This window comes from Arthrobacter sp. UYEF3 (genome assembly GCF_040546245.1).
Classification (GTDB): Bacteria; Actinomycetota; Actinomycetes; order Actinomycetales; family Micrococcaceae; genus Arthrobacter.
Window position 1 is genome coordinate 18,398 of the sequence record NZ_JBEPNK010000006.1, and the last position, 19,468, is coordinate 37,865.

General features: G+C 66.2%; 17 protein-coding genes. 6 read left to right on the forward strand and 11 right to left on the reverse strand.

Annotated features, from left to right (window positions below; genetic code table 11):
- The 5 genes from ABIB14_RS05930 to pdhA all read right to left on the reverse strand — a co-directional run bounded on the left by ABIB14_RS05930 (position 1) and on the right by pdhA (position 6,180).
- Positions 1-1,401, reverse strand: a complete 1,401-nt coding sequence (locus ABIB14_RS05930) for a MinD/ParA family ATP-binding protein (protein ID WP_354234834.1) — start codon at positions 1,399-1,401, stop codon at positions 1-3.
- A 121-nt stretch (positions 1,402-1,522) separates the two neighbouring features.
- Positions 1,523-2,338, reverse strand: a complete 816-nt coding sequence (locus ABIB14_RS05935) for an MBL fold metallo-hydrolase (RefSeq protein WP_354234836.1) — start codon at positions 2,336-2,338, stop codon at positions 1,523-1,525.
- Positions 2,339-2,411: 73 nt separating this feature from the next.
- A complete protein-coding gene (locus ABIB14_RS05940; protein ID WP_354234837.1) occupies positions 2,412-3,833 on the reverse strand; it encodes a dihydrolipoamide acetyltransferase family protein in 1,422 nt (473 codons plus the stop codon).
- 2 nt (positions 3,834-3,835) lie between these two features.
- Complete coding sequence (locus ABIB14_RS05945; RefSeq protein ID WP_354234839.1) at positions 3,836-4,948, reverse strand: alpha-ketoacid dehydrogenase subunit beta; 1,113 nt, start codon at positions 4,946-4,948, stop codon at positions 3,836-3,838.
- Complete coding sequence (gene pdhA, locus ABIB14_RS05950) at positions 4,945-6,180, reverse strand: pyruvate dehydrogenase (acetyl-transferring) E1 component subunit alpha (protein ID WP_354234841.1); 1,236 nt, start codon at positions 6,178-6,180, stop codon at positions 4,945-4,947. The genes ABIB14_RS05945 and pdhA overlap by 4 nt, the downstream gene beginning before the upstream one ends.
- Before the next feature lie 159 nt (positions 6,181-6,339).
- Here pdhA and ABIB14_RS05955 point away from each other — a divergent pair, with 159 nt between their 5' ends.
- A complete protein-coding gene (locus ABIB14_RS05955) occupies positions 6,340-6,801 on the forward strand; it encodes an Lrp/AsnC family transcriptional regulator (protein WP_354234843.1) in 462 nt (153 codons plus the stop codon).
- A 21-nt stretch (positions 6,802-6,822) separates the two neighbouring features.
- Here ABIB14_RS05955 and ABIB14_RS05960 read toward each other — a convergent pair whose 3' ends face one another.
- Genes ABIB14_RS05960 through paaA form a run of 6 tightly spaced genes read right to left on the reverse strand, consistent with a single transcriptional unit; the run spans position 6,823 to position 11,723 of the window.
- A complete protein-coding gene (locus tag ABIB14_RS05960) occupies positions 6,823-7,602 on the reverse strand; it encodes an enoyl-CoA hydratase/isomerase family protein (RefSeq protein ID WP_354234844.1) in 780 nt (259 codons plus the stop codon).
- 38 nt (positions 7,603-7,640) lie between these two features.
- Positions 7,641-8,867: a 1,2-phenylacetyl-CoA epoxidase subunit PaaE gene (gene paaE / locus ABIB14_RS05965; RefSeq protein WP_354234846.1), complete on the reverse strand. Its 1,227-nt coding sequence runs from the start codon at positions 8,865-8,867 to the stop codon at positions 7,641-7,643.
- A 15-nt stretch (positions 8,868-8,882) separates the two neighbouring features.
- Positions 8,883-9,440: a 1,2-phenylacetyl-CoA epoxidase subunit PaaD gene (gene paaD, locus ABIB14_RS05970; RefSeq protein WP_354234848.1), complete on the reverse strand. Its 558-nt coding sequence runs from the start codon at positions 9,438-9,440 to the stop codon at positions 8,883-8,885.
- 2 nt (positions 9,441-9,442) lie between these two features.
- Positions 9,443-10,384 carry a 1,2-phenylacetyl-CoA epoxidase subunit PaaC gene (gene paaC / locus ABIB14_RS05975; RefSeq protein WP_354234850.1) on the reverse strand — a complete coding sequence of 314 codons (942 nt, stop codon included), beginning with the start codon at positions 10,382-10,384 and terminating at the stop codon, positions 9,443-9,445.
- Positions 10,381-10,683 carry a 1,2-phenylacetyl-CoA epoxidase subunit PaaB gene (paaB, locus tag ABIB14_RS05980; protein ID WP_354234851.1) on the reverse strand — a complete coding sequence of 101 codons (303 nt, stop codon included), beginning with the start codon at positions 10,681-10,683 and terminating at the stop codon, positions 10,381-10,383. The genes paaC and paaB overlap by 4 nt, the downstream gene beginning before the upstream one ends.
- A complete protein-coding gene (paaA, locus tag ABIB14_RS05985) occupies positions 10,680-11,723 on the reverse strand; it encodes a 1,2-phenylacetyl-CoA epoxidase subunit PaaA (RefSeq protein WP_354234852.1) in 1,044 nt (347 codons plus the stop codon). The genes paaB and paaA overlap by 4 nt, the downstream gene beginning before the upstream one ends.
- A 196-nt stretch (positions 11,724-11,919) precedes the next feature.
- On the opposite strand from paaA, the gene ABIB14_RS05990 reads away from it, so the two are divergent.
- The 5 genes from ABIB14_RS05990 to ABIB14_RS06010 all read left to right on the forward strand — a co-directional run bounded on the left by ABIB14_RS05990 (position 11,920) and on the right by ABIB14_RS06010 (position 19,468).
- A complete protein-coding gene (locus tag ABIB14_RS05990) occupies positions 11,920-12,528 on the forward strand; it encodes an arsenate reductase/protein-tyrosine-phosphatase family protein (RefSeq protein ID WP_354234854.1) in 609 nt (202 codons plus the stop codon).
- Between the two features lie 146 nt (positions 12,529-12,674).
- Entirely contained in the window at positions 12,675-13,685 is a 1,011-nt protein-coding gene (locus ABIB14_RS05995; RefSeq protein ID WP_354234856.1) for an LCP family protein, read from the forward strand.
- 428 nt (positions 13,686-14,113) lie between these two features.
- Positions 14,114-17,449, forward strand: coding sequence for a PAS domain S-box protein (locus ABIB14_RS06000; protein ID WP_354234858.1), 3,336 nt, complete (start codon positions 14,114-14,116; stop codon positions 17,447-17,449).
- Positions 17,442-17,825: a response regulator gene (locus ABIB14_RS06005; RefSeq protein WP_354234860.1), complete on the forward strand. Its 384-nt coding sequence runs from the start codon at positions 17,442-17,444 to the stop codon at positions 17,823-17,825. The genes ABIB14_RS06000 and ABIB14_RS06005 overlap by 8 nt, the downstream gene beginning before the upstream one ends.
- Positions 17,822-19,468 carry a response regulator gene (locus ABIB14_RS06010; protein WP_354234862.1) on the forward strand — a complete coding sequence of 549 codons (1,647 nt, stop codon included), beginning with the start codon at positions 17,822-17,824 and terminating at the stop codon, positions 19,466-19,468. Before ABIB14_RS06005 ends, ABIB14_RS06010 begins: the two co-directional genes overlap by 4 nt.

Here is a 19,468-nt window from a genome sequence, read left to right on the forward strand (position 1 = left end):
CTAGACATAGCCGTCGACGATGGCCGCGGCAATCTCCCGGTACGCCCGCCGGGTCTCGGGCCGGAGCGCATCAAGGGTGACCAAATCGCCGTCGGCCACCCCGCGGTCGTGCGGGACGGCGATCAGTTGGCGGCAAATACCGGAGAGGTGGTCCTCGATCGCATCTTTGTCCACCCGGGAGGAGACCTCGTCCTTGTCCGTGATGACCACGACGGCGTTGCGTGCCAGGTCCTCGTAGCCGTGGTCGGCGAGCCAGTGCAGGGTGCTCCGGGCCCGTTTGGCGCCGCTGACGGCGTAGCCTGCCGCGATGATGAGGTTGTCCGCAGACTGCAGGATTCCGCTCATGGCGTTGTGCGTGACGCCGGTCCCGCAGTCGGTCAGGGCCACGGAATAGTAGCCGGAGACGAGCTTGCGGATGCGCAGGTACTCCGCCGCGGTGAGTGAATCGGACACCTCTGGATCCTGTTCCCCGGCGATCAGGTGCAGGCGCCCGGCGTGGTGCATGTACCGGGCCAGGGCGGTCAGCGAATCGACCGAGTCGACGTTGCGCAGCAGGTCGCTGATGGTCCGCGGGGCCTGCTGCTGGTAGATCCCCTCGCCGAGGGCGCGTTCTACCAGGTCGCCCGAGTCGGGGTTGGCGTCGATGGCGCACGGCGGGTCGCCACGGTATTCGGCCAGGGTCAGTCCGACGCCGACAGTGGTGGACGTCTTGCCAATGCCGCCCTTCAGGCTCAACACAGCCGTGTTGTAGCTGCCCTGGAGCTGGCGGGAGATCCTGCGCGCCAGCTCCTCCTCTTCGCGCTGCCGGGCACTCGGTCCCAGGTTCAGGCCACCGCCCGTCATTTTGTAGAGCGCCCCGCGGAACCCGCCGACCGGCCGCGGCTTCAGTTCCCGGACAAAGAGGCCCGGCGAGCTGATGAAGTCCGGGACAGGGGAATTGGCCAGGACTGCGGACCGGCTCGCGGAGCGGGTAGGCAGCGGGGGCACGACGGCGGGCGTGGAGTCGTGGGGGTCCGAAGCCTCCGGCGCTGCGGGGGCTTCCTCCGGCGCTGCGGGGGCCGACGTCGGCGGGGCCGACGGCTGCTGCGGTGCAGTCGGCGCCTGTTGCGGTGCGTCCGGGACCTTGTCGATTACCGGGGTGGTTCCGGTAGCCGGGCCTCCAAAGCGCTCATCGGCGGCCTCCGCGGCTTGGGCCCAGGAGCTGCTGCGCGGCGGGGCCGGGCGGGCAGTGGATTCAGTGTTTTCCGCGGGGACGCTGCGGGGGTTAGCGACCGGCATGGTTCCTGTCCGGGCAGCTGCATTTCGACCGTCGGCGCGACGCAGATCGCGGCGGCGGCGAAGTTCAGGCTGTCCTGATTTTTCAGCAGTGGCAGCTGAGTTGTCTTCCACCGGTTCGGGCATCTTTTGGTTTCTCCCAGGACTCACAGCGGAGCACGCTGCGGCGCTTTTCGTGACTTCTTTCAAGGAGCAAGTCTAGGCGCAGTGGTGAGCACCCTCATCTTCCCGTGTTGCGGGCGCCCGTTCAGCGGTGGGCACCGGTCTCCTGAAGGCGCTTGATGAACCACCGGGACTGCTCCGGGCCGTACGGCAGGATCGGGATGGCCTTTGTGGCGTCATTCGGCGTCTCCCGGGTGGCCTGCGTTGCCTGTCGCACCGCCGTACTCATGGTGTTGGCCATGGTCTTGACGAACTCGTCGCTGCCGGGTTCGCCGTGGCCGGGGATCAGGAATTCGTAGCGGTGCCGCAGCGCGGAAATATGCCGCAGGGCATCAGCCCATTCCTCCGGGAAGGAATCCTCGAATGATGGGTGGGCTCCCTGCTCCACTAAGTCGCCAGCGAACAGGGTGGTCCCGGTGCCTACCAGGAGGTCACCGTCGGTGTGTCCGCGTCCCAGGTAGAACAGGGTTGCGGTCTGGCCGCCCAGATCCACCAGGACCGGCTGCTCCCTGACGATCGCGTTCGGCACCACGAGGTCCACGGCGTCGCCTTCGCCGGCGGCCATTTCCGGTTCCGCCGCCGCCACGAGGTGCCGTTGGGCGTCCCCGTTGCCTTCGATGTCCGCGGCGCAGTTTTCGTGGCCCCAGAACTCTGTCACGCCGTCGTCGGCGAAAACGGCGTTACCGAAGAAGTGGTCGTAGTGGGCGTGAGTGTTGACGACCGCCAGCGGCAGCGGCGTCTTTTCGCGCACGGCGGCCAGGATCTCGCGGCCCTGCCGGGGGCCCCCGCCAGTATCGATCACCATAGCCCGTTCGGTGCCGACAATCAGCCCCGTGTTGAGCAGGGATCCCTGGGTGGTCAGCACGTAGTTGCCCTGGCCGACCTCGAGCCATCGTGACATGAAATCTCCCTAGTCCGGCAAGGCGCCGGCGTCTTTGGTGCGATGTTCCGGCCTCGATTCTACCCACCGGGCCTTAGAGATCGGCCAGCACCGACCCCGGGTTTTCGATCGCGTCGGCCACGAAGCGCAGGAAGCCGCCGGCGGTTCCGCCGTCGCAGACGCGGTGGTCAAAGGTGAGCGTCAGCTCGGTGACTTTGCGGACGGCGAGCTCTCCGTCGACCACCCACGGCTTGTCGATGATGCGGCCCACGCCGAGGATTCCCACCTCGGGGTGGTTGATGATGGCCGCGGAGCCGTCGACCCCGAAGACGCCGTAGTTGTTCAGTGTGAAGCTGCCGCTGCCCAGTTCCGCGGGTGTCGCCTTGCCCTCGCGGACGACGGCGGTGAGCCGCCGGATCTCCGCGTCCAGTTCCCGGGCGCTGAGCTTGTCCGCGTTGCGGACCGACGGGACCATGAGTCCCCGGTCCGTCTGGGCCGCGAAGCCGAGGTTGACGCCGTCGAAGGCCACGATTTCCTGGCTGGCCCCGCCGGTGGTGTCCTCGGTGGTGACGATCCGGGTGTTCAGCTCAGGGAATTTCTTGAGCCCTGCAGTGACAAACCGGGCGATGAACGCCAGCAGGCCCGGGGTGTCGTGCGGGTCTGCCTTCTTGAGCGCGGCCCGCAACTCCACGAGGGCCGTGGCGTCCACGTCCACCCAGACGGTGGCCTCGGGAATCTCCGACCGGCTGCGGCTCATGTTCGCGGCGACGGCCTTCCGCACACCCCGGACCGGGGTTCGCGCGGAAATGCCAAGCCCGGTCCGCGCATCGGTGTTGCCGGCGGCAGGGCTTGCCGGCCCCGGCGGTTCGGCAAGCCGCCATTCCGGCTCCTCAGTATCCCGAGCCGGTTTAATGGCGGCCTCGACGTCGCGGCGCATAATCAGTCCGCTAGTACCGGAGCCCTGCAGCTCCCCCAAATCCACCCCATGGTCCCGCGCCATCCGGCGGACCAACGGAGAAATCACAGCCCCCAGCTTCCCCGGAACCCGGGTCCGCATCAGCAACAAATCATCGGCAGCCTTCTCCGCCTCAGACACCTGCGCCACCGGCCGCTTGGGAGCCCGGCTCCGCCGAGCAACCCCATGCCCACCCGGAGTTCCATACCCGATCAGCACATTCCCCGACCCGGCCTTCTCCTCCTCGCGGTAAACCTCGGCAGCAACAGCGGCGGCCGACTCGTCAACAGCTGCGGTCGAGTTGGCGCCAACGGCCCCAACAGGCATCACAGAAATCAGCGGCTTCCCGACGTCGAGCGTCTGCCCAGGCTCGCCGTGCAGCACGGCCACGGTACCGGCGTACGGGGAAGGCACTTCGACCATGGACTTGGCCGTCTCCACCTCGGCAATCGGCTGGTCGACACGAATCTCATCCCCCACGGACACGAGCCAGTTGACCAGTTCGGCCTCGGTCAGGCCTTCGCCTAGGTCCGGCAGGCGGAATACTTTCGGTTCACTCATGGTCAGTCTTCCCACTGGAGGTCGTCAACGGCGTCGAGGATGCGGTCCACGCCGGGCAGGTAGTAGTGCTCGAGTTTCGGTGCCGGGTACGGCACGTCGAAGCCGGTGACGCGGCGGATCGGGGCGGCCAGGTGGTGGAAGCACCGTTCCTGGACCCTGGCGACGATCTCGGAGGCCACGGAGGCGAAGCCATGGGCCTCGGCGATGACCACGGCGCGGCCAGTCTTGCGGACCGAGGCGCAGACCGTGTCGTCGTCGAACGGCACGATGGAGCGGACGTCGATCACCTCAAGCGAGCGGCCTTCCTCGGCGGCGGCGGCTGCGGCGGCGAGCGCCGTGGGAACGGAGGGCCCGTAGGCGATCAGGGTGGCGTCGTTGCCGGGCCGGGCGACGGCGGCGCGGCCTTCGGAGGAGACGCCCCGTTCGGCGTTCGCCGCGTGTTCGGTCCGGAGAACGTCCAGGTCAACCTTGTCCTTGGACCAGTAGAGCTTTTTGGGCTCCATAAACATCACCGGGTCATCCGAGTCGATGGCCTCGCGGAGCATCCGGTACCCGTCGGCCACGGTGGCCGGGGTGAAGACCTTGAGGCCCGCGGTGTGGGCGTAGTAGGCCTCGGATGAGTCGCAGTGGTGCTCCACTCCCCCGATGCCGCCGGCGTACGGGACGCGGATGACGATGGGAAGCTTCACGGTGCCTTTGGTGCGGTTGTGCATCTTGGCGACGTGGCTGACGATCTGTTCGAAGGCCGGGTAGGCGAAGGCATCGAACTGCATCTCGATGACCGGGCGCATGCCGTTCATGGCCATACCGACGGCCATCCCCACAATCCCGGACTCGGCCAGCGGGGTGTCGAAGCAGCGGCTCTGCCCGAAGGTCTTGGTGAGCCCGTCAGTGATGCGGAAGACACCGCCCAGCATGCCCACGTCCTCGCCGAAGACCAGGACCGACTCATCGGCGTGCATGGCGTCGGCCAGGGCGGAGTTGAGCGCTTTGGCCAGGGTGATGGTCTGCGGGCCGGCATTTTCGGCCTCAACGGCGGCCTTAGCGGCGGCGCGGGCGGTGGCGGCGCTGACGTTGCCGTTCGTCTCGGAGGACGTGGTGACGGTGGGGCTCATTTCGCGGCCTCTTCCCGGGAAAGCTCGTCGGCCAGCATGGCGGACTGTTCTTTTAGTTGCGGGGTCGGGGTGGAGAAGACGTACTTGAAGAGGTCCTGTGGATCCACGGGAACTTCCTCGCCCAGGCCCTCGCGCAGCTGGGTGGCCACGGTTTCCGCCGTTCCGGCGATCCGGTTGGCAGCGTCGGTGTCGAGCAGTCCGCGTTCCGTCAGGTAGGTCTTCATCCGGCTCAGCGGATCCTTGGCCACCCATTCGGCGACTTCGCTGTCCTGGCGGTAGCGGGTGGCGTCGTCGGCGTTGGTGTGTGCCTGCATGCGGTAGGTGTGGGCCTCCACCAGCAGCGGGCCGGAGCCCTCGCGGGCGAGCTTGACGGCCCGGCCGAGGACGGCGAGCAGCGCGACGATGTCGTTGCCGTCGACGCGCTCGCCGGCCATCCCGTAGCCGACGGCTTTGTGCGCGAGAGACGGCGCGACGGACTGGTGCGCGAGCGGTACGGAAATGGCGTACTGGTTGTTCTGGACGAAGAAGACCACGGGCAGGTGGAACACCGCGGCGAAGTTGAGCGCCTCGTGGAAGTCCCCTTCGCTGGTCGCGCCGTCCCCGCACATGGCCAGGACGACTGTGTCTTCGCCGCGGAGTTTGGCCGCGTGGGCGACGCCGACGGCGTGGAGCAGCTGGGTGGTTAGCGGCGTGCACTGGATGCCTACCTTGTGCCTGGCCGGGTCGTAACCGCCGTGCCAGTCGCCGCGGAACAGCGTCATGGTCTGGACCGGGTCCACACCGCGGGCCATCACGGCCACCGAATCACGGTAGGTGGGGAACAGCCAGTCGCCGTCGGACAGGCAGAGCGCCGCCGCGACCTGGCACGCCTCCTGGCCGTGGCTGGAGGGGTAGACGGCCATCCGGCCCTGCCGCACCAGGGCGGAGTTCTGGTCGTTGACACGGCGCCCGACGACGAGTTGCTCGTAAGCGGCCATCAGTTCGGCGTCGCCGGGGAGGCTGTATTCGTGGCCCGGCTGGGCGCCCTGCTCGGTGTGCGCATTCAACGCACCGTCCGCGCCCACAATCTGGATGGGGTGCCGGGCCGGCAACATGTAGTCCTCGACCGTGATGCCGAACTTGCGCACGGCATCACCGGCGGCGTTTCCGGCGGCGGCAGTGTTTTCCGCCGTGGCGGGCAGCGCCTCTCCGGCGGCGGGCTGCTGCGCAGTGTGGTCTGCGGAGATCGTCATTGGTCCGTCTTTCTGTAGTCACTATTCGTTCCCAGTATGGTCCCGGGCGTTGTTTCGTATCTACCTCCGCCCGTAATCGTGGAGAAGTCCCGAATATTGCCCTAATCTGGAAGACGAAATGTAAATGTGAGCTGGATTACCGGCGGGGGTTGTAGACGAATGGCAGAGGCCGAGACAGGGCAGCCGGTACCACTGGACGGCGTGGACCGGAACATCATCGCTGAGTTGACCCGGGACGGGCGCATGTCCGTGACCCAGGTGGCCGAAAACGTCCACATTTCCCGCGCCCACGCCTACTCGCGGATTGCCCGGCTGACCGGGGAGGGCGTCCTGACCAAGTTCACGGCGCTCGTGGATCCGTTCAAGGCCGGGCTGAAGTCGTCCGCCTACGTGACCCTCAAGGTGCGGCAACATTCCTGGCGGGAACTTCGGGAGCTGCTCCGCGCGATCCCCGAGGTGCACCACATCGCCCTGGTGGGCGGGGACTTTGACGTCATTCTGCTGGTCCGCGCGGTGGACAACATCGACCTGCGGCGGGTTATTTTCGACCAGCTGCAGTCCATGCCGGGCGTCTTGGACACCCAGACGTTCCTGGTCTTCGAAGACCTCGATACGCGTTAGCTGCGGCGGTAGCCCCTGAAGCTAGCCCTTGAAGACAGGGGTGCGCTTCTCCTGAAAGGCCAGAAATCCCTCGGCGTAGTCCTCACTCTTGCAGAGTCGGGCCTGCTCGGCGTTCTCCTGCTCCATCGACTCCCAGAGGCCTAGCCGCTGGTCGCGGAGGTGCGCCACCAGCTCCTTGCTCGCGTTGAACGCCCCGGTGGCGCCGGTGGCCACCTTGGTGACGATGCCACGGGTGGTCTCCAGCAGTTCCGTCGCGGGCATGGCACGGCTGAACAGCCCCTGCGCCACGGCCTCCGTGCCGCTCATCAGTTCGGCCGTGTAAATCAGGTCGAGGGTGCGGTGCATTCCGAGCCGTTCGGTGAAGTACCAGTGGCCGCCGGAATCCAGCGTGGCGCCCAGCTTGGCGAACGGCGAACCGAACTTGGCAGTGTCCGCGACGTACACCACGTCCGTGCCCAGCAGCAGCCCCAGTCCCACACCCAGGCAGGCGCCCTGCGCGGCGGCGAAGGTGGGCGCCGGGAAGGCGCTCATCTTCTGCAGCAGCGGCTGGACCAGGCCGCCGAGATAGGCCTGGGCGTCGTCGCTCTCGGGGGTCACGCCGGCGATGTCCCGGCCCGCGCAGAACGCGCGGCCCTCGCCGCGGAGCAGTAGCGCCCGCACCTCGCCTCGCGAGGCGGCGTCCGCGGCGTCGTCGTAGGCCTGTGCCAAATCCCGCAACGCCTGCTCGTCCAGCGAGTTCAGCTTCTGCGGTGCGTCCAGGACGATCTCGGCGACGGCGTCGGCGATGGTCAGGGAAATCATGCGGCTCCTAGGTTCGGGCGGGCGGGCGTCGAAAAAACTTAGACGTCGAAGTCGACGGTCACTTCGGGGGTGGTCGGATGCGACTGGCAGGTCAAGACATAGCCCTTGTCCAGTTCGTCCTGCTCCAGCGCGTAGTTCTCGTCCATGGTGACCGAGCCGGTGACCACTTTGGCGCGGCAGGTACCGCAGACCCCGCCGGCGCAAGCGAAGGGAACGTCGGGGCGGACCCGCAGGGCGGCGTTGAGGATCGATTCGCGGGCATGCGTGGGGCTGGTGACCTCGCCCTGCAGGCCGTCGAGCTTGAAGGTGATCTTGTACGTCTCTTTGGATTCGTCCGCGATGACGGGGCGGCCGATGTTGCCTTCGGGGCGGTCGGGCTTGCCGGAGGTGAACAGTTCGAAGCGGATGTGTTCCGCCTTGACGCCGCGCGCCGCGAGGGTGTCCCGGCACAGCTGGACGAGTTCGAACGGCCCGCAGAGGAACCATTCGTCGACGTCGACGCTGTGGACCGCCGTGCCGAGCAGCGCCTGCAGCTTCTCCGCGTCGATCCGGCCGCTCAGCAGCGGGGCGATCCGCTGTTCGCGCGAGAGCACGTGGTGCAGGGCGAGCCGGGACGGGTACTTGTCCTTGAGGTCCGCGAGTTCCTCGAGGAACATCACGTCCATCGCAGCCTTGTTGGCGTAGACCAGGTCGAAGCGGGTCTCGGGGTGGGCCGCGAGCAGCGTGCGGGCGATCGCGATTACCGGGGTGATGCCGGACCCGGCCGCGATGGCGACGAAGTTGCCGGCCGTGCCCGCCAGGGCTTCCGGGTCATTCATGGAGGTCATCACGTTCTGCTCAACGGTCTGGCCGTCGCGACCGTGCTTGGACACGAACGCGCCCATCGGGCTCATGACGTCCAGCACGTCGCCGGCCTTGAGCTCGGCGTTGGCCCAGGTGGAGAACAGGCCGCCCAAGTCCTTTTTGATCGCAATGCGGATTTCGCTGCTGCCGTCGGCGAAGCTCCGCGGCTCGGCGCAGATGGAGTAGCTGCGCCGGGTTTCCTTCGGCTCGCCGTCCTCGTCCGGCAAGGTGGTGCGTAACGCGACGTACTGTCCCGGGAGGTAGTCGAACTGTCCCGCCAGTGCGGTGGGAACGCCGAAGGTGACCTCGATCGCGTCGTCGGTGAGGCGGCGGACCTCGTCCACCGCCAGTGGGTGGAAGGACGCACGACGGCGGCCGGTCGCTGCAGCCGCCTCGGCGGCGGTCTGGCGGACAACAGTCATGGGAGCACCTGTTCCTTACAAAACTTTGAAATAGTCGAACGGTTCCTTGCAGTCCTGGCAGACGTAGAGCGCCTTGCAAGAGGTGGAGCCGAATCGGGTGAGTTCCTTGGTGTTCAGCGAGGAACACTGCGGGCATTTGACGGCAAGGGACAGCCGGACCGGCCCGGAGTGGCCGACTGTTTTTCCACCTGCGGTCGCGCGGCCCGACGGCGGGGCGATGCCGTACTCCTCCAGCTTGGCCTTGCCGGACTCGCTCATCCAGTCCGTGGTCCACGCCGGGGAGAGGACCAGGTCCACGTCCACGCTCGGATAGCCTTCCGCCGCGAACGCCGTCTTAAGGTCGTCGCGGATGGCGTCCATGGCCGGGCAGCCCGAGTACGTTGGCGTGATGGTGACGCGGACGGCAGGTGCCGTCCCGGCGTCGTCGGCTTCTGCTGTCTCTGTCGCCGCGGTCAGCAGTTCCACGTTGCGGAGGATGCCGAGGTCCGCGACCGTCAAAACGGGAATTTCCGGGTCGCAGACCGTGGCGGCGATGTCCCAGGCCTTCTGTTCGGGCGTCTTCGTCTCAGCCATGGTTACCAGCTCGCGCCGGGGAATTCGCGGGCCAGGACCTGCATCTCGGCGAGAAGATAGCCGAGGTGCTCGGAGTGGAGTCCGCGGCGGCCTCCGCCCGGGGACGGCTGAACCTGGGGAACGTCCAGTTCCGCTTCGGCCAGGACTTCGCCGGTGAGCCGGTCGAAGTCGGCCCGCAGGCTGGAGGGTTCGACGGCGGCGCCGGCCTCGCTGAGGCGGCCAGTGAGCTCGTCGTCGCGGAACAGTTCGTCAACGTAGGGCCAAATGACCTTGAAGCCGTGGATCATTCTCTCGCGGGACTCGTCCGTACCGAGCGCCAGGCGGAGCACCCACTGCGCGCTGTGGTCGCGGTGGTAGTCCACTTCCTTGACGGCCTTGGCGGCGATGCCGGCAAGGGTGGCGTCGGTGGAGGCGGCCAGCCGGCGGTACAGCTCGAACTGGTAGTAGCTCACCACGAACTGCCGCGCGATGGTGACCGCGAAGTCTCCATTGGGCTGCTCGAAGAGCTGGACGGAGCGGAACTCCGGTTCGCGGCGGAAGTAGGCGAGATCGTCTTCGCTGCGGCCGTCCAGGCCGCCGGCATAGCTCAAGAACGACCGGGCATGGCCCAGCTGGTCCAGCGCGATGTTGCCCAGGGCGACGTCCTCTTCGAGCTCCGGCGCGCGGGAGATCCAGTGGCCCAGGCGCTGCGCGAGGATCAGGGCGTCATCGCCCAGCCGCAGGGCGAACTCGGCGGCGTCTTCAGTGGGTCTGGCGGTGCCGCGGCTGACGGACAGGGCGATGTCCTCCGGGCGCAGGGCGTTGCCAGGGGTGATGCGAGTGGCGCTGGCCGTGGCCTCGCCGGTGTTGCCGGCTCCGGCGACGCCAACGGAGATATCCCCGTGGCCGCCGTCTTGGGCTGTTGCTTCGGTGGCTGCTTCGGTGCTTGCTTCGGGGGTGGTCACAGGTGCTTCACGCCCTCGCTCTTGGTGTAGTAGGTCGCGTGGCGGTAATCCTTGCCCTGCGGCGACTCGAAGAAGGCGCCCTTGGAATCCGGGTCGCTGGCGGCGATCGCCTCCGCGGGGACCACCCAGATGGAGACACCCTCGTTGCGGCGCGTGTAGAGGTCCCGGGCGTTGCGCAGGGCCATGGCGGCGTCCGGAGCATGCAGGGAGCCGGCATGGACGTGGGAAAGGCCGCGGCTGGAGCGTACGAATACTTCCCAGATGGGCCAGATGTTACCTGCGTGCGGTTCGGTTGTCATGCTGCGGCTTCCTTTTCTGCTTGCTTCTTGGCCTGCTTTTCCGCATAGGCCGCTGCCGCTTCGCGCACCCAGGCGCCGTCCTGATGGGCTTCGCGGCGCCGTTCCAGGCGCTGGGCGTTGCAGGGGCCGCGGCCGGCCAGAACTTCGTGGAATTCATCCCAGTCCAGCGGTCCGTGCTCCCACTTCTTGGTCTCTTCGTTGAAGCGGATGTCCTTGTCCGGCAGGGTGAGCTCCAGGACCTTAACCTGCTCCATCATCATGCCGACGAAACGGTTGCGGAGTTCGTCGTTGCCGAAGCGCTTGATGTTCCAGGCCATGGACTGCTTGGAATTGGGCGAATCGTCGTCCGGCGGGCCGAACATCATCAGGGCCGGGGCGTACCAGCGGTTCACGGCATCCTGGGCCATCTGCTTCTGCTCCGGCGTGCCGTGGGAGAGTTCAAGCAGGATTTCGAAGCCCTGGCGCTGGTGGAAGGATTCTTCCTTGCAGACTCGGACCATGGCACGGCCATAGGGACCAAAGGAGGCGCGGCACAGCGGCACCTGGTTGGCGATCGCGGCGCCGTCGACCATCCAGCCGATGGCACCCATGTCCGCCCAGGTCCGGGCCGGGTAGTTGAAGATGGAGGAGTACTTGGCCTTGCCGTCCATCAGGTCCTGCATCATCTGATCGCGCGGCTGGCCGAGCGTCTCGGCGGCGGAGTACAGGTAGAGGCCGTGGCCGGCCTCGTCCTGGACCTTGGCCATCAGGATCGCCTTGCGCTTGAGGCTGGGAGCCCGCGAGATCCAGTTGGCTTCCGGCTGCATGCCGATGATCTCCGAGTGGGCGTGCTGCGAGACCTGGCGGATAAGGGTCTTGCGATAGGCCGGCGGCATCCAGTCGCGGGGCTCGATCCGGGAATCCTCCGCCATGACCCTGTCGAAGTAGGCCTGTCCCTCGGCGTCACGGCGGGCCGCGTCCCCGGGGCTCATTTCGTGGCGGCTTTCGTGCCGGGCCGGCGATGGCTCGGCGGGCACTGACTGCAGGGTCTGCGATGCCATGGTTGCTCCTATGCATTTTCGATAAATAATTACCGACCGTTCGTTCAGGATATGCGGAAGGCCGGAAAGGAGTCAAGCACCCGGCCCCCACGGCGGCCCAAGCCTGCGGGGCGCCTCGGCAGGGAGCCCACAGACCCGTGTTAAGTTGGGTGCGCGGATCACGCCGGTCCAGCACCAAGCTCCGAAAGAGTTGTTTGTGGAAACGCACTCCCCCGTTCGCATCCTTACCGTCTGTACCGGAAACATCTGCCGGTCCCCGGTGGCCGAGCGCTTGCTTCAGGCGGGCTTGGATCAAGTCCACCCCGGCGCCTTCGTAGTTCGGAGTGCGGGCACCCGCGCCATGGTGGGCGATCCCATCCAGCCCCCGTCGGCGGACATCATTGAGACCTACGGCGGCACTCCGCACGGTTTCGCCGCGCGACAGCTCACCAGCAAGATCCTCCGCGAGTCGGACCTGGTCCTCACCATGGCATCCAAGCACCGCGGCGAGGTCCTCCAGCTGGACGCCTCACTTCTGAAGCGGACCTTCACCATCCGTGAATTCGCCCGGATGCTGTCTCAACTGGAGCTACGTGAAAGCCTGCCGGACAACAGCGTTTCCTCCGCCGGAGGGGTCGAGGGCTGGCGGAGCCTCCCTACCCGCGCCGCCTCGGTTCGACATCTGGCGCTCGCTGCGGAGCCCGGGGACAACGACGTCGTCGATCCCTACCGGCGGGGGCAGGACGTCTACGACCAAATGGAAGACCAGCTTGCCCCGGCTATCTTGGCCGTCTTGCGTTTCGCGCGTCTCACCTGGCCGGCATAGCGCGGCGAGCACCGTCCGCTGGGTAGAGTCCGTTGACTGCCCACTTAATTCTAGGAATCAATGATTCACCCCCTGAACACCGCACCCGCCGATGCCGAGGCAACCCCACCGATGCCGAGGCAACCCCACCAGGGATAGCGGCCCAAATGCACCGGGGCCGCAGACTCCTGCTCGACGTCGGCATCTTTGTGATCGTGGCGGCGGTGATCGCTGGCAGCTATCTCTTCAACCTGGCCCGGACGTTCGACACCAATAGCACCAAGATCGAGCAGGCCTTTCCGGCGGAATCCACCCGGCCCGAGAAACCGCCGCCTGCGCAGGGCGCCGGCAAGACCCCCATGAACATCTTGCTGCTGGGCAGCGACAGCCGCGGCGCTACTGAGGCGGATGCGGAAAAGGGAGTCGCCACTGACCCGCGCGCAGACACGCTGATGCTCCTGCACATCCTGGCCGAACGGAAAAACATCTACACCATGTCCGTCATGCGGGACCTCTGGGTGGATATCCCCGGCCACGGGAAGGCCAAGATCAGTGCGGCACTTGCCCTGGGCGGGACGCCCCTGATGGTGCAAACCATCGAATCCATTTTCAAGCAGCGAATTGACCATGTGGCGATGGTCGACTTCCAGGGCTTCAAGGGGCTTACAGATGCACTCGGCGGCGTCACCGTGGACATCAAGGTGCCCTTCAATTCGAGCCATCTCAAGGGGCATTATTTCCAGGCCGGCCCGAACACCCTCAACGGTGACGAGGCGCTGGCCCTTGTGCGGGAACGCTACGCCTACGCCGACGGCGACTACCAGCGGGTCCGCAACCAGCAGGACTACCTGAAGTCTGTCATCAAAAAGACAATCGACGGCCAGACGTTGTCCAACCCTGTGACCATTAACAACCTCGTGGGCGCTCTCTCCCCTTATGTCAGCGTCGACGAGTCCCTGGACGCTGCCTCGCTGGCCGGGCTGGCCCTGGAGTTGAGGGACGTCCGAGCGCCGAACACAGTCATGTTTACGCTTCCTACGGCCGGGACAGGAACGTCAGCTGACGGGCAGTCGATTGTGTTGCCACTCCCGGCAGCTATCACACACATATCGGACGCGCTGGCCGCTGACTCTCTGGGCACCTACGTCGGTGAGAACCACTTCCAAAACGGCAACTGACGCGCGGGCAGGCACGGGTTGGGGTCCGGCAGCGCCAGAGGTAATTTGGGTTCCTTCGGCGTCGGCAAATTTCGGCTTACCCGGAAAGCGCACCTCAAAAAGAACAAGGTTTTCGAGTGGCTTATGGCCAAGCGTGATTTCGTTTAGAAGATGTCCGACATAATCAATTGGTGAGCCGTATCCTCAACCCCTCTTCGCGTATCCGCAGCTGGCTGTCCACCGGCGGAAACCTCTCCGACGCGCTCTGGCGCCTCCGCCACTGCGCCTTACTCGGGGCAATCTGGATTCACGTCCCACTCCTGGCTGTCATCGGGTTCGTGAATAGCATTTCGCCTTCTCAGCTGGCGTTGGAAACTGGCGCGCTCGTTCTTGGTGGGGTACTGGCAACGATGCCCGGATTCAGCCGGCGAATCAGAATGCTGGCTGCTGTGCTGACACTGATGAGCTGTTCCGCCGTACTCATCCATTTCAGCGGTGGGCCGCTTGAAAGCCAGTTCCACTTTTTTGCGGTCATCGCTTTAATCGCCCTTTACCAGGAATGGCTTCCCTTTGCTGTCGCACTGGCCTTCGTAGTGATCCACCACGGCGTCATTGGAGTAGTTTTCCTTCGCGCGGGCTACAGCCACGATGTCGGGGCGCCGGTTTTGTGGGCGTTCGTTCAAGGCGGCTTCATTCTCCTGGCAGGCATGGTCAGCGTCGCTTCGCGGCGGCGTACCGAACCGGAACTTGCGAACGTCCGTCGAGTGCTCGACGCGGCCGGGGATGGCATCTACTGTGTCGATGCCGCCGGCCGGATCACTTTCGTCAACCAGCCGCTGTGCGAACTTGTGGGTGCGGATCTGGAGGCCCTGGTGGGTCAGGACCACCACCATGCGCTGGGGCACTGTCCGACGGTAAATGACGTGGCTGGCGGGACGCCCGCAGGGGACCGCGAACCGGAAGACCTGGGCGATTGCGCGCTCTGTGCCGCCGTCGGCCACGCGGAACCGGCACGTTGTGACATGTCCTTCCGGGTCGCCGACCAGCAGTTGCAGCCTGTTGAATTCATCTCCCAACCCATCGGAGAGGACGGGAGGTGCCACGGCGCCGTGATCACCATCCACGACTTGCGGGAACGCCGCGCCCTGGAGGCTCAGAACCGCCATGCACAGGCGGAACGTGACCGGCTGGTTTCCGTGGTAGAGGCCAGCCCCAACCTGATTGTGCTGGGCAGGTCCGATGGCCAGGTGCAGTGGGTGAACACGAGCGGCCGCAGCATGCTTGGCATCGGCACGCATGAGGACATCACCGCCTACACCATCCAGGACATGTTCTCGCCCGAAGAGCTGGACCGGATTTACGAGGTGGACATGCCGGCTCTGGTCAAGAACGGCCAATGGCAGGGGGAACGCACTTTGCTAACCCGCGCCGGAGAATCAATTCCAGTAGATGTCGCCTCCCATCTGCACCACGACGACGATTTCCCCGAGGGCTACTACGTCACGGAAATCATGCGGGATCTCCGCCCGCAAATTGAGCAGGAACGGAATCTGCGGCTCAGCGAGAACCGCCTTTCCACGGCCGAGACGATCGCCCGGATGGGGAGTTGGGAATGGAATCCTGAGACGGACAACGTCGAATGGTCGCGAGGGCTCTACCAGCTGTACGGCATGGCTGGCAGCGGTGCGGAGTCCCTGGATACCTGGCTGATGACGGTGCATCCGGATGATCAGGAACGCGTCAGGGAGATCTGCGCACGGGTTGCCGCGGGGACCGGCACCCTCGATTTCGTGTGCCGTTCCAGCCGCGCGGACGGCACTCTGATGGTGGTCCACAGTCGGGGCGGGATCGTCGATGAACCCGGCGCTCCGCGCGTGGTTGTGGGCACCTTGCTGGACATTACAGAGCAGCACGCCGCGCTCGCGGCGGTGCAGCGGAGCCAGGAATTGACCCGTCGAATCCTTGAGTCTGCCGGTGACGCATACGTCCAGCTCAGCGCAGAGGGACTGGTCACCGAATGGAACGTCCAGGCCGAAAAAACATTCGGGCACACCCGGACCGAGGCGATAGGACAACCGCTGGTGTCACTGGTCACACGGCCAGCGAACCGGGAATCCCTTGAGCGGCTGCTGGGGCTGCACGGTGGCTCTGATGACCCTTGGCAGCCAACAGAACATTTTGAACAGCCGATGCTTCACCGAGCGGGGCATGAAATTCGCGCTGAAGTAACCGCCTGGTCCACCGACGACGGCGCAAAGCGTGTCCTCAGCTGTGTAATCCGCGATGTTAGCGAACGCCACGCCGCGGAGCGGGCCAAGAACGAGTTCGTCTCGGTCGTAGGCCACGAACTGCGGACTCCGCTCACCTCCATCCATGGGGCCCTCGGCCTGCTGCGGGCCGGTCTTCTCGGGGAATTGAATCCTAGAGGACAACAAATGGTGGACATCGCCGCGCACAATACGGACCGCTTGGTCCGGCTGATCAACGACATCCTGGATATTGAGCGGCTAAATTCCGGCAAGGTGGCCCTAGAGTTGCGGGAATGCGACGTCGCCGTCCTGGCCGAGCGGTCCCTGGAGGTAATGCGGTCCATGGCCGACGGCGCCGGGGTCCGCCTGACACTCGACTCCCAGCCGGCCGTGCACGTGGTCGACCCGGATCGGATCGAACAGACCATAACCAACCTGCTTAGCAACGCCATCAAGTTCTCCCCCGCCGGTGCGGAGGTCCGCCTGGCGGTCCGTTCAGAGGCGGGCCAGCTCACCATTCAAGTCCGGGACGATGGCCGCGGCATCCCCGCCGACGACCTGGAACGGATCTTCGACCGTTTCCAGCAGGTGGATGGCTCCGACGCCCGGGACAAGGGCGGAACGGGCCTGGGCCTGGCCATTTGCCGCACCATCACGGAACAGCACGGCGGCCGGATCTGGGCGGAGAGCAGCCCCGGGGGCGGGGCAACTTTCACCATGACACTCCCGGCCGCCCAAGCCGAGGTCCCGGAGGTGAGGGCCGAGGCGCTGGGCGGTCCGAGGGTCGTGGTATGCAGCGAGGATGCCTCTGTACGTGCCCGCATCGTGGAAATGCTGCTGCCACGCGGATACGACCCCATCGAGGTGACCATCGGGTCGCTGCTCCTCGACGCGGCACTCCAGCACCGCCCCTCAGTCATCCTGTTCGAGCAACGGACCCCTATTATGGCCAGCTGGGAGGCCGTCGCTCGCCTGCGAGACCTCCCCGAGACCCGCGATATTCCGGTGGTCTTCCTAAGCTTCGACGGGGACAAGATTTTTGCCGAATCTGATGGCCTCACTTCCGCCGACGAGCCGCTAGACATGGGTGGACTCTTGGCGGCAGTCGGGGAGGTCATCAGCAACCGGGATGTTGGACCGACGTTGCTGCTCGTGGAGGACGACGAGGGCTTAGCTGCCGTCCTGGCAGAGAGATTTCGCCAACTCGGCATCGAGGTCCATACCGCGCCCACTGTCCGTCAGGCACTGGCGTTGTGCGCCCATATCATCCCGGACCTGGTGGTGCTTGACATTCAACTGCCCGACCAAGACGGTTTCGCCGTCGTGGCGCAATTCCGCCGGGACGCGCGGCTGCGCAGTGTGCCCTTAGCCGTGTATAGCGCCCGAGACCTCGACGAGGCAGACCGGAAAAGGCTGCGTCTAGGCAAGACCGGCTTCTTCACCAAGGGAAGAGTCACGCCGGATGAGTTTGAACAACACGTCCTGGACCTGCTCGGCCACTTGACCCAAACTGCAAAGGTTCCCACGCTTGGATAGCCCCCGCCGCATCTTGTTAATTGACGACGACCAGGGCATCCGGGAAGTGGCCCGTGCCGTCCTCGAAATGGTGGGCGGCTACGACGTCGAAACGGCAGCCTCCGGGCTGGAAGGTCTCGAGAGGGCGCGCACCAGTCCGCCGGATGCGATCGTGCTGGACGTCATGATGCCCGGGCTCGACGGGCCCGAAACCTTCGCTTTACTGCAACAGCACCGGGAAACGTCCGGCGTCCCGGTCATTCTCCTGACGGCCAAGACACAGGCAGCCGACCGCAGCCGGTTCGCCTCGCTTGGAGTTGCCGGGATGCTGGCGAAGCCTTTCGATCCAATGGCACTCTGTGACCAGATTGCGGGCATCCTAGGCTGGGAATCGTGAGCGGCGGCGCGCCGAAGACCGGCGTGAATGACCCGGCCGCCACAATCCGGGCCATCTGGAACAGCAACCGCGAGGAAGTCATGAATCGCGTGACCGTGCTCGAGGACGCGGTGGCGGCCATAATTGAGGGCCGGCTGTCCGTGGCGGATCGCAGCGCCGCCGAACGTGACGCCCACAAACTGGCCGGCAGCGCCGGCACCTTCGGCTTCCGGCGCGCCTCCGAGGCGGCCCGCGAGCTGGAGGGGATCCTGGCGGGGACGTACCGTATTCCGCTTGACCGGACGCTCGTCGCGGCCGACCTAGTGGTGGCCCTCCGCGGTGACCTCGGCCGGGATCCTTCGCCCGCTCCGGAACCTGCAGTGGACCGCTCCCCGAGGCAAGCGCCGGCAGGCCGTGTGGACCCCTCCGCGGCCGGCGCCGCAAAACACGGATCACCCGCCGGGCCACTCCTCGCCATCGCGGTGACCGCCCGGGGACGCCGGGAACAGTTAGCCGCTGTCGCCACCGACCTCGGCTTCCAAACCTTGGCAATCGGCGCCCACGGCTGGCTACCGCAGGACGGAGCGCCGCCGGCCGCCGCGCTGATCGAACTTTGCGCAGGCAGCGGCAGCCTTGATCTGATAGCCCGTCTGGCCGCGCTCGATCCTCCCGTGCCCGCGCTGGCCCTGACACCATCGAATGCACCCTGCGACCGGGTCGCGGCTGCGCGCGCGGGCGCCCGCGGCTTCCTCAGCGCCGAGGCATCCCCCGAGGACATCCTTAACATCGCGCAGGGCCTGCTTGCAGCTGGCAATGCGTCCGAAAGCCGAGTGCTGGTCCTCGACAACGTGCCGGCGAGCCTGTCCTCAATGCGCGCCGCCTTGATGAACGCAGGGCTGGGCGTGGTGGGGCTGGCGGACCCGGCGCAGTTCTGGGAAGTGCTGGCGAACACGCAACCGGACCTGGTGATTCTGGAAAATGGTTTGCCCGGAGTTGGCGGGGCGGAACTATGCCGCGTGCTCCGCAGCGACGCCAGCTGGGCGGGCCTGCCTGTGCTCCTGTTGTCGGCACACAACGATGCGGACGCCGTGGCTGCCCTCTACGAAGCCGGCGCGGACGACGTGCTAGCCAGGCCGTTCACCGGCACCGACTTGGTGGGCCGCGTCCGCAACCGGATTGAACGCGCGCGGGTGCTCCGCGCCGAAGTGAACAGTGCTTGGGACGAGGACGCGCTTGCTGCCGGCCGGACCGCCACGCCGGCGGCCGGAACTGTCGCCGCCGAATACGATGTGGATGTGGTGGTCGTTGAAGACGATCCGCTGCTCGCAGAGCTCCTCGGACATGCCTTGACCACGCGCGGCTACGGGTTCCGGCACTTCACCGACGGGCAAGCCGCAGCGGTCGAACTCACGGGCAGGCCGCCGGCGCTCCGATCGCGCGTCGTCCTGCTCGACGTCGATCTGCCCGTCCTCAACGGGTTCGGCCTGTTGCGGCAGATGGCGGCCACGGACAACCTCACGGCCACCCGGGTCATCATGCTGACCGCCCACTCCAGCGAGAAGGACATTGTCAATGCCCTGGAACTGGGAGCATTTGGCCACGTCGCCAAACCCTTCAGCGTGCCCGTGCTGATGCAGCGCGTGCGCCGGGCCCTGGGAGACTGA